The 10,880-nt window shown below is 29.1% G+C and carries 10 protein-coding genes; 3 read left to right on the plus strand and 7 right to left on the minus strand.

Translation table 11 applies throughout. The features are described from left to right. Positions 1-5: 5 nt before the first annotated feature. The 4 genes from E5347_RS14520 to E5347_RS14535 all read right to left on the minus strand — a co-directional run bounded on the left by E5347_RS14520 (position 6) and on the right by E5347_RS14535 (position 4,025). Positions 6-791 carry an SDR family NAD(P)-dependent oxidoreductase gene (locus E5347_RS14520; RefSeq protein WP_136007955.1) on the minus strand — a complete coding sequence of 262 codons (786 nt, stop codon included), beginning with the start codon at positions 789-791 and terminating at the stop codon, positions 6-8. Between the two features lie 330 nt (positions 792-1,121). Further along, positions 1,122-2,513 carry an NCS2 family permease gene (locus E5347_RS14525; protein WP_136007956.1) on the minus strand — a complete coding sequence of 464 codons (1,392 nt, stop codon included), beginning with the start codon at positions 2,511-2,513 and terminating at the stop codon, positions 1,122-1,124. Between the two features lie 330 nt (positions 2,514-2,843). Further along, positions 2,844-3,536: a SanA/YdcF family protein gene (locus tag E5347_RS14530; RefSeq protein ID WP_207670494.1), complete on the minus strand. Its 693-nt coding sequence runs from the start codon at positions 3,534-3,536 to the stop codon at positions 2,844-2,846. Positions 3,537-3,554: 18 nt separating this feature from the next. Next, positions 3,555-4,025 carry a GNAT family N-acetyltransferase gene (locus E5347_RS14535; RefSeq protein WP_136007957.1) on the minus strand — a complete coding sequence of 157 codons (471 nt, stop codon included), beginning with the start codon at positions 4,023-4,025 and terminating at the stop codon, positions 3,555-3,557. Between the two features lie 358 nt (positions 4,026-4,383). On the opposite strand from E5347_RS14535, the gene E5347_RS14540 reads away from it, so the two are divergent. Genes E5347_RS14540 through E5347_RS14550 form a run of 3 tightly spaced genes read left to right on the plus strand, consistent with a single transcriptional unit; the run spans position 4,384 to position 7,361 of the window. Then, positions 4,384-5,130, plus strand: a complete 747-nt coding sequence (locus E5347_RS14540; protein ID WP_136007958.1) for an ABC transporter ATP-binding protein — start codon at positions 4,384-4,386, stop codon at positions 5,128-5,130. 12 nt (positions 5,131-5,142) lie between these two features. Continuing rightward, positions 5,143-6,261: an ABC transporter permease gene (locus tag E5347_RS14545; RefSeq protein WP_136007959.1), complete on the plus strand. Its 1,119-nt coding sequence runs from the start codon at positions 5,143-5,145 to the stop codon at positions 6,259-6,261. After that, a complete protein-coding gene (locus E5347_RS14550; protein WP_136007960.1) occupies positions 6,258-7,361 on the plus strand; it encodes an ABC transporter permease in 1,104 nt (367 codons plus the stop codon). Before E5347_RS14545 ends, E5347_RS14550 begins: the two co-directional genes overlap by 4 nt. Positions 7,362-7,500: 139 nt before the next feature. On the opposite strand, the gene E5347_RS14555 is transcribed toward E5347_RS14550, so the two are convergent. The 3 genes from E5347_RS14555 to E5347_RS14565 all read right to left on the minus strand — a co-directional run bounded on the left by E5347_RS14555 (position 7,501) and on the right by E5347_RS14565 (position 10,723). After that, on the minus strand, positions 7,501-8,748 hold the full coding sequence (locus E5347_RS14555) for a glutamate-5-semialdehyde dehydrogenase (protein WP_425350479.1): 1,248 nt from the start codon (positions 8,746-8,748) through the stop codon (positions 7,501-7,503). 13 nt (positions 8,749-8,761) lie between these two features. After that, positions 8,762-9,571, minus strand: a complete 810-nt coding sequence (gene proB, locus E5347_RS14560) for a glutamate 5-kinase (RefSeq protein WP_136007961.1) — start codon at positions 9,569-9,571, stop codon at positions 8,762-8,764. A gap of 84 nt (positions 9,572-9,655) precedes the next feature. Beyond that, positions 9,656-10,723, minus strand: coding sequence for an AI-2E family transporter (locus E5347_RS14565; RefSeq protein WP_136007962.1), 1,068 nt, complete (start codon positions 10,721-10,723; stop codon positions 9,656-9,658). Between the last annotated feature and the right edge of the window lie 157 nt (positions 10,724-10,880).

Consider the following 10,880-nt stretch of genomic DNA (forward strand, 5'->3'; position numbering starts at 1 on the left):
TTCCCCTATCCTTTGTTCATCATTAAAATAATCTTTCTAGATAAACTCCTAGGTATAAATTTATTTAATAATATTATTACTTTATTTTTAAACCCTGGGACTATTATTAGTTTTCCCTTATTAAAGTCTTTATAAGCTACTTTTGCAACTTCTTTAGCTGTCATTAAGGCCTTTTTAGCTGCTTCATTTTTTCGTATCCCTGACTTTTCTTGAAAACTAGTTTTTACTGGCCCTGGACATAGGCAACTAACTTTAATTTCAGTATCTCTTAACTCTTCATATAAAGCTTCAGTAAAATTAAGCACGTAAGCTTTAGATGCATAATATGTAGCCATCTTTGGTCCAGCACAAAAAGCTGCAGTTGAAGCTACATTCATTATAGCTCCTTCACCATGATCTATCATAATAGGTAAGAATATTTTTGTTATTTCCGTTAAAGCTCTAATATTAACATCTATTAATTTAAGCTCCTTTTCCATCTCTATTTCACTTAAATATCCAAAGGAACCTATTCCTGCATTATTAATTAAAATATCCACAGACAAATTATTTTTATTCACAAAATCTAATAATTTTTCACAAGAGTTATCCTCAGCCAAATCTAAAGAAATAGTATAAACCATAATATCATATAAGCTTAACTCCTCCTTTACTTCCCTTAGCTTTTCATCATCCCTTGCAACTAATATTAAATTAATCTTATCTTTAGCATATAGCTTAGCTAGCTCATATCCTATACCAGTAGTCGCTCCTGTAATTAATGCAACGCTCCTACCATACGGCTTCCCCATAAAGATCCTCCAAATTTTTATAATAATAAACTTTAATTTTTAATATATCATATTGTATTTAAAATATAAATATTATTATTCCATTATAAATAAAAACTGGTGAAATACCATTCTAATCAATATGATATTTCACCAGTTAAATTCAATTATTATTTATCCCCAAATATTTATCCGATCGCTATCATTGCTAACACTCCCCCTTCTAAAAGTGGGAGCTAAGCACTGCTACGCGCCTGGATTAGTTCTTCTAACCTTCAGATGGAATATGGTATTCCTGTTAAGAAAACTCCACCTGAAGCTAAGAATCACTTTATATACTATCTATTATCCTTAAAGTGCGCTGATTATAAAGTTTAATAAGAATAATCCACTAACTATATACATTATTGGATGCACTTCCTTACCTTCTTTTTTAACTACTTTAGCTATACAATAAGTAACAAATCCTGCTGCTACACCATTTGAAATACTTCCTGTGAAAGGCATGAATGTTACTATAAAGAATGCTGGCATAGCTACTTCGAATGTACCCCAATCAATGTTCTTGAATGATTCCATCATTAAAATACCAACAACTATTAAAGCTGGAGCTGTTGCCGCAGCTGGTACCATACCCATAATTGGTGAAATAAATAATGAAAGTAAGAATAATACTGCAACTGTCACTGAAGTTAAACCAGTTCTTCCACCTTGTCCAATCCCTGCTGCACTTTCAACATAAGTAGTAGTATTACTTGTACCAAAAAGCGCTCCTATTGAAGTTGCAGTAGCATCTGCAAATAAAGCCCTTTCTAATTTTGAAGAGAAGCTATTTCCTTCTTCAAATAACTTTTCATCTTTATCATCAAAAATACCTGCTTTTCTACCTGTTCCAAGGAAAGTACCAATAGTGTCAAAAGTATCTGATAAAGAAAATGCAAATATTGTAGTAAATACTAAGAATATTTTAGATGGATCACTAAATAATCCTACAAAATCTAATTTCATAAATGTTGGTGCCATACTTGGAATACCAAAACTAATTTGTGAAAAGTCTGGTACTTGTGTTACTCCCATAAAAATCCCTATAACTGTAGTTGAAAGAATACCTAATAAAATTGCCCCTTTAAATTTAAGAAGCATTAATATGATTGTTATTACAAGGCCTATTAAAGCTAATAGTGCTACTGGATCTTTAAAATCAGTCATTGCTAAATTTACACTATTAAATATTGTTGAATCACCTGATGAAGCAACTTGATTAGCAGCTTCGCCTGTAAAAGTTATAAAGTGAGCTTGCTTAATCCCTATAAATGCAATAAATAGTCCTATACCACCTGAAATTGCATATTGAAGTGAATGAGGAATAGCTTGTATTATCATTTTTCTTATTTTAGTAGTTGTAATAATTATATTAATAATTCCGCAAATAAATACCATGGCTAAAGCTTGTTGCCAAGTAAAACCAAGACCTAATACTACTGTAAATGTAAAAAATGCATTTAATCCCATACCTGGTGCTTGAGCAAAAGGTACATTAGCTACTAATCCCATAACTAAAGTTCCTATTACAGCTGCAATAATTGTAGCTACAAATACTGAATTCTTATCCATTCCAGCTGCTGCTAAAATAGATGGATTTACGAATAAAATATATGCCATTGTTAGAAATGTAGTTAAACCTGCCATTAATTCAGTTTTAACATCTGTTCCATTTTCCTTTAGTTTAAAAAACTTTTCCATAAAAATTACTCCTCTTAACTAAATCGAATATTATATTAATATACTATCATTTCATTCGTGTTAAAGCAATATTATTTTCAATTTTTTCATATAATTATTAATTTTATCCATCTATATAATTGTTTACACGCTTATTACTCAGCCTTTTTTATACACTTTTTAACAAATACGAATATTAACATTTTATTCACAAGGGGAATATCTGTGTTTTTAATAAGCCTTTTTTATTTTCTAAAATTTTACGCAAAAAAGCCTTCAATAATATAAACTAATACACTTGGAGCATAGTATTGTCCAATAATTTATATTTTGAAAGCTTTATCAAAAAGTCTAATTTTTATCATCTTCTGTTAGCCTTCCATCAGAAGTGCTTACAGGAATTGACTCGCCTAAGAATTTTGGTTCTGGCTTTAGAATATTTACATAAGCAAAGTCCTTTAACTTAGCTAGAACTTCTCTTTTCTTATAGCTATCCATTAATTGATATCCTCTTTTATCTGATTTTACACCATAGGCCTCTATCCCTAACTTTCTTGCTATATATAAAGCCCTAGGCAGATGATATTCATTAGTTACTATTACTGCACTCTTCACCTTGAAAATTTCTTTTGCTCTATACATAGTATCATAGGTGCTAAACCCAGCATGATCCATGAATACAATACTCTCATCTATATTATTCTTAAGCACATAATCCTTCATAGCACCAACTTCATTATATTCTTCTCTACCATGATCACCACTTAATATTAAAGCACCTGCCGCACCCTCATTATATACCTCTATTGAAGTTTCAAGTCTATCTGCTAGTATATCAGATGGTGTTCCGTTATTCTTAACTCCTGCTCCTAATACTATTATTGCATCTTCGCCCTTAGGTATATCTTCAATATTATAAATATACTTCTTATAACTATTAACATTTGAAATGGCTAAGATAACAATAATTAAACTTACTATAAGTAAAGATATAAATATACCCATAGTTCTCTTTCCCCATTTCTTAGATTTATTTTTTCTCATAAAAACTCTCCTAAAATATTATATTCCGTATTTCATTTTTATGTGAGGTATTCCCGCTTCATCATACTCATCTGAAACCTCCATAAATCCTACAGATTTATATAAGTTTTTAATATAACTTTGAGCTGATAAGGTTATTTTATCTGTATTAAATTCCTTTTTTATATCTTCTATAGCCCTTATCATCATTTCTTTAGCTAGACCCTTATTTCTATATTCCTTTTGAATTAAAACCCTCCCTATAGAAGCTTCATCATAAGCAAGACCAGCTGGTAACAACCTACAATATCCAGCTATATTTTCATTTTTAGTATCTTTATCTACTATAAATAAATGGATACATTCTCTATCCCTATCATCAAAATCATTTTCACAAGTTATTTCTTGTTCACAAGCAAAAACCTCATATCTAGCTTTTACAATTTCATAAAACTCATTTATGTTAAGTTCCTCAAAATATTTACTTCTAAATTCATATTTTTCTTCCATCATTCGTCTCCTTTGTTATCACAAATTTTCATATATTACAATTATAATGTTATTACGTGATATTTTCCATTATCTTACCTTGTTATATTATTACAATCATTATACAAAACAATTAATTTTTTATTACTGTATCCATTTTTCTACATTGATGTAAGTTATTATTAGGAATGTATCTATTCTTTAAGAAAAAAAGACTATATAGAAGATATATTAATTAAATAATTCTATTTCAGCAATTTTAAGGCTTTTTAAATATTGTACCAATTTATACATAGTATTATGATAAATATAAAGTTAAATGAACATCGTTCGTAAAATTAAAATTTAAATGAACTAAGTTTATCAAAGGAGTGAAATTATGATTATATCAATCAAAAACTTAGAAAAAAGTTATAAAGATTTTAAAGCTGTGGATATAAAAGAACTAAATATTAAAGAAGGAGAAATATTCGGCTTTCTTGGACCTAATGGCGCTGGTAAAACTACTACTATAAGCATATTAAGTGGCCTTTACTCTAAATATTCAGGAGATATAAAAATATTTGATAAGAATATTAAAGAAGATCCTATATTTATAAAGAAAAACTTAGGAGTAGTTCCTCAAGACCTAGCTTTAATAGACGATTTAACTGCTGAAGAAAATGTTAAATTCTTTGGAGAGTTATATGGATTAAGAGGAAAGAAACTAAAAGAAGCTGTAAATGAAACATTAGAGTTCGTAGGCTTACTAGATAGAAAAAAAGATTTTCCGCCTAAATTTTCTGGTGGTATGAAGAGAAGATTAAATATAGCCTGTGCTATAGTTCATAAACCTAAATTAATAATTTTTGACGAACCAACTGTTGGCATAGACCCTCAATCAAGAAATAACATTTTAGAAACTATCCAAAAACTTAATGCTCAGGGATCAACTATTATCTATACATCTCATTATATGGAAGAAGTAGATGCTATTTGTTCTGATATTTGTATAATTGATCACGGAAATATAATTGCTAGAGGAAGTAATGAGGAATTAAAGTCTTTAGTTAAGCATGAAGATGGAACAGAAGCTTCATTAGAAGAAGTATTCCTTAAATTAACTGGAAGAAAACTTAGGGATTAGGAGGGGTACTTTATGAAGATATTAACTATAGTAAAATACAGACTACTCCAATCTCTAAGAGATGTTCAAAGCCTTATTACAATGATATTAATTCCAATATTTTTAATATTAATCCTAGGTAATGCACTTAAAAACAATGAAGATTTTACTGCAAGAACAGTAGATAAAGTTAACTTACTTTATGTAAATAACTCTTCAAGTCAAGGTGCTAGTGCCTTCGATAACTTCATTAATTTAGATGGACTTAAAGATATTATAAATGTTGAGAAAACCTCTGATATTAATGAAGGTAAAAAGTTAATTGAAAACAGAAAATATGATGCCTTAGTAATATACGACGAATCATCAGCCAATAAACTAGAATTAATAGGCTCTGAATATAATCAATTAGGAGTTTCAATAGTAAAGGGAATTGTTGATTCTTATGCTTCTTCTGCAAATGCTATGGAAGCATTATCTAAAATACAATCGAACAACTATACTATTGATAAAAATACTAACTTACAAGAAGAATCAATAACTGTTTCAGGTAAAAAGCCTTCTGCAACTGATTATTATTCAATAACTATGCTTGTTATGATAATAATGTACGGATCAATTTATGCTAACTTTGCTATAGATAAATCATACTATGGCACAATTGGATATAGATTTAGATCTACACCTTTAAGGCTTGGAGAAATATTTATTGGTGAAGCTATTGGAGTAATTATTACTATAATGGTACAGGTACTTATATTATTGCTAGTTTCAAACTTAGCCTTTGGTGTTAACTTTGGTAGTAGCTTACCTATAATACTACTGACTGCTTTTTCATTATCAGTCTTATCAACAATGCTTGGTATATTTGCTGTAATGGCTACTAAGAAAGGGCTTATTGGACTTGCACTGTTGAATGTAATAGTTCCTATATTTACTTTCTTAAGTGGAGGCTTTGTAAAAGTAAACTTTAATGGAGTACTTGGCACTATATCAAGACTTACACCAAACTACTTGGCTTCTGATGCTATGTTTAAGAGTATCTATGGAGGAGCTAATAACGATATAATTCTTTCTATTATTGGACTTTGGATTATTTCTGCTCTACTATTCGTAGGTGCAAATATAATAGGAAGGAGAGAAATAGCATGACAATATTTAAAGCAACATTAAAAAGACTATTTAGAGGAAAAATGAATCTTCTATTCTTAGTTGTACTTCCTCTAATCTTTATGTTAATTGCTTTTTCAGGATCTAATGGTACAGCTCCTTTAAAAGTTACTGTTATAGATAATGACAAGACAGAGGTTACTGAAAAAATAATTTCAACTATTGAAGATAAGGCCGAAATCAACACTGATGGAGAAGATAAGATACAAGAAGATTTAATAAATAATAATATAGATTTTGCTCTTATTATTCCAGAAGGATATACTGAATCTCTTATTAACGGAGAAAATCCTACTATAAGAACTTTTGAAGCTAAAGAAGGTAACACTTCTACTGCTCTTAGTACATCATTAAATAGTTACTTAGATGTATTAAAGACCTTTGCTAAAAATTCTAATGGAGATAAAGATAAGTTTTATAGTGCCCTAAAATATTATGAGGATGGTTCTTATAAATTATCATATACAAGTGTGGATAAAGGAGAAGGTAATAAATCTAAAACTGATTCTGCAATGGGCTTTATAGTGCTTAATTTACTGTTCTCCGCAACTGCTGCAACTAATATTTTATTAAAAGATAGAGAAAAGAATGTATTTACTAGACTATTTACTACACCTTTAAGTAGATTTAATTATATATTCCAAAGCTTACTTGCATTTTTAGTAATTACATTTATTCAAATTACATTGTACTTCCTTGCATTTAATTATGTATTTAAGTTTAATTTAGGAGATTCCCCTTTAAGCTTATATACAATGTTCTTAATCTTTGGAGTGTTTACAATTTCCCTTGGAGTATTTATAACTACTCATTCAAAGGATCTAAGAATTTCTGGAACAATAAGTACTATTATAATACTACCTTTTGCAATGCTTGGAGGATGCTTCTGGCCAAGAGATATTATGCCTGATATATTAAAGAATATATCTAAAATAGTTCCAACTACTTGGATAAATTCATCAAATAGTAATATACTTTATGGTTCAAATTTAAGTAGTGAAGTAGCTACTATAGGCTTACTATTAATAATTTCATTAATACTTTTAGGATTATCATCATCCAAGTTAAAGAATAGAGCATAAAAATTAAATATTAAAATTAAAGGAGCTATCTTGAAAATAGCTCCTTTAATTTTATATTTTATTTTTAAAACTCCTTTAGGAGTTTTTTCATCAATTTTTCATTATTCATTCTTAATTATACATTGTGCGTAGCACACTCTTATCTTATCTGTCCATTTCCATAGATTATATATTTAATAGTTGTAAGCTCTTTTAATCCCATTGGCCCTCTAGCATGTAACTTTTGAGTACTTATTCCTATCTCTGCGCCAAATCCAAACTCTGCACCATCTGTAAATCTAGTAGATGCATTTACATATACTGCTGCTGCATTAACTTTATTTAAGAATTTTTGAGAGTTCTTATAGCTTTCAGTTACTATTGCTTCTGAATGTCCTGATCCGTACTTATTAATATGAGTTATAGCATCATCAAGATTTTTTACTATCTTAGCTCCTATAATATAGTCTAAATACTCCTTGCTCCAATCCTCTTCAGTTGCAGCTGTTACATCATTAATTATTGCTTGAACCTTATCATCCCCTATAATTTCAACATCATTTTCTCTTAAAGCATTTACTATAAGCGGTAAAAATTCATCTGCAATATTTTCATTAATAAGCATTTTTTCTGCTGCATTACATACTGATGGTCTAGATACCTTTGCATTTACAATTATATTTTTAGCCATCTCAAAATCGCAATTTTCATCTACATATATATGGCAGTTACCTACACCTGTTTCTATAATTGGAACTGTTGCATTCTTAACTACTGCTTGTATTAATCCTGCTCCCCCTCTTGGGATTAGAACATCTATATATTCATTAAGCTTCATCATTTTAGTTGCTGTTTCTCTACTAGTATCTTCAACTAATTGAATTGAGTTTTCTGGAAGTCCAGCTTCTTTAACAGCTTCAGTTAGTATATTAACTATTGCCTTATTGGAATTGATAGCTTCACTTCCACCTCTTAATATAACTGCATTTCCTGTCTTTAAGCAAAGCCCAGCTGCATCACAAGTTACATTTGGTCTAGCTTCATATATTATCCCAACAACCCCCATTGCAACTCTTTGTTTTCCTATTTGAAGACCATTAGGTCTTTTCCACATTTCAATAACTTCCCCTACTGGATCATCTAAAGATATTAGATCTCTAAGACCTTTTGCCATGCCTTCTATTCTTTCTTCATTTAAAGCAAGTCTATCTAGCATAGCTTTAGAAGTTCCTTTTTGAACTGCTACTTCTAGATCTTTTTTATTCTCATTAATTATTTCTTCTTTATTATTTAATAAAGCCTGTGCCATAAGTTCTAAAGCATTATTTTTTTCTGTAGTAGATGCTATACCTAGGTCATAAGATGCTTCCTTTGCGTTTATACCTAAAGTGTTTAAATCCTTAATCATAATTAGCCCCTCCTTATTTATTAGAAACAAATAAAGTTCCTATTTCTTCGCCTTCTAATATTCCTAAAACTATCCTTGGATCTTCTCCATTCGCTAATACCATGTCAACTCCAGATTCAGTTGCGGTTCTTGCTGCTGTTAATTTAGTAATCATACCACCAGTACCTAAATTGCTTCCTGCCCCACCACAACATTCTTCTAGCTCATCTGTTATTTCCTCAATTTCTCTTATAAGCATTGAATCTGGATTTTTTCTTGGATCAGAATTATAGAATCCATCTATATCAGATAAAATTATTAAAAGATCAGCTTTTACAAGTTTAGAAACTATCGCTGATAAATTATCATTGTCACCAAATTTAACTATATTCTCTATCTCATCAATAGAAACAGTATCATTTTCATTTACAATAGGTATTATGTTATTTTCAATTAATGTTTCAAAAGTATTACATACATTTTTTCTTATATGATCGTCTTCTACAACGTCTCTAGTTAATAAAACTTGTCCTACTGTATGGCTATACTCTCCAAAAAATTTACTATATATATGCATAAGCTCACACTGTCCAACTGCTGCAACAGCTTGCTTTTCTCTTACTGTCTTAGGCTTTTCTTTAAGCTTTAACTTAGATACCCCAACCCCAATAGCTCCTGATGTAACTAATATAACTTCTTTTCCTGAGTTCATTACATCTGATAAAATCCTGGTTAGCTTTTCTATTCTAGTCAAATTAATTCTTCCATTATCATAAGTTAAAGTGGAGGTTCCTACCTTTACTACTATCCTTTTAGCTTCTTTTACTCGTTCCCTATTATTCATTTCTACTAATCCCCCGAATTTGTTTCTTTGTTTAATTATAAGTATTTTCAAATATTTTTTCTACATTAATGCACTTAAATTTTTCTATTCTCTAAATTCTTTTATCTTTTCATCAAGTTCCTTACTAAAATGTTTATAAACAACCTTTGCCAATGAATAAAATGGTACTACAACAAAAGCTCCAATAGGCCCAATTAAAGTAGCTGCTCCAACAACTAGAAAAATATCAGTAATAGGATGTATTTTCATTGTTTTTCCCATTATTAAAGGAACAATTATTCTTCCCTTTAACACTTGTGCAATTAAAACTAATATAGATAATTTTAATATCATATTCCAGCCTAAAGCTATAGCTATTATGTAAGGTAGTACTAATGATATGAAAAATCCAATAAAGGGTATAAAAGCTAATACAAATGTTACTGAAGCTAAAATCATTGGATTAACCATACCTATTATTTTATATCCAATGAACATCATAATTGATAATGATAAAGCAACTTTTGCTTGCCCAATTATATAAGATGATAGAACTTCATCACCTTCTTCTATGACTTTATATGCCTTATCACTATATTTCCCAGGAAATAATTTTTCTAATGACTCCTTTATTTTCTCCTCATCCTTAAGTAAATAGAAAACTATCAAAAATACTAGGAAAATATCAGAAAACAATTGGATGCCTTTATCAAAAACCTTTCTAATGCTAGTGGTAAACATAGATAGATAATTTTGAATATCTCCTAAGAACTTATCATAATAATTTATATTAAAGATGCTCTCTTTAACTATATTCTGTATATTTTCAATTCCACCTCTAGACTCAATTATATCTATGAAAATAGATTTAACACTCATAAATTGTTCTATAAAATAATCAGTAAAATATTTTACAACTCCTGCTCCTATAAAGAAAAATATTATTATTGTTAAGGATGCTGCAGTCCCCCTTTTCATTTTCTTTTTTAGAAATATATTGTTTAGTGGTTTAAGTATATAAAATAGAAATACTCCAAATATTACAGGTATAATCACTACTGCAAAAATTACCTTAAAAAAGTTTTTAATTATAAGAATTTTACTTAATAATATTATTAATATCACAAATAAATTAAAAATAACTAAATATGTAATAACATTTTTCTTGCTCATATTAAATTCTCCTTAATCTTAATTAATGATTTTAGTTTATCCTTATTGAAAGAAAATATTAACATTATATATATGTTTCAATAAACAATCTACATTTTAAGAGCCTATATTATTTTGAGTGAAAAATAATTTTAAAGTGTAAATTACATTAATTGAA

It is taken from the genome of Clostridium sartagoforme, from assembly GCF_004794105.1.
Classification (GTDB): domain Bacteria; phylum Bacillota; class Clostridia; order Clostridiales; family Clostridiaceae; genus Clostridium; species Clostridium sartagoforme_B.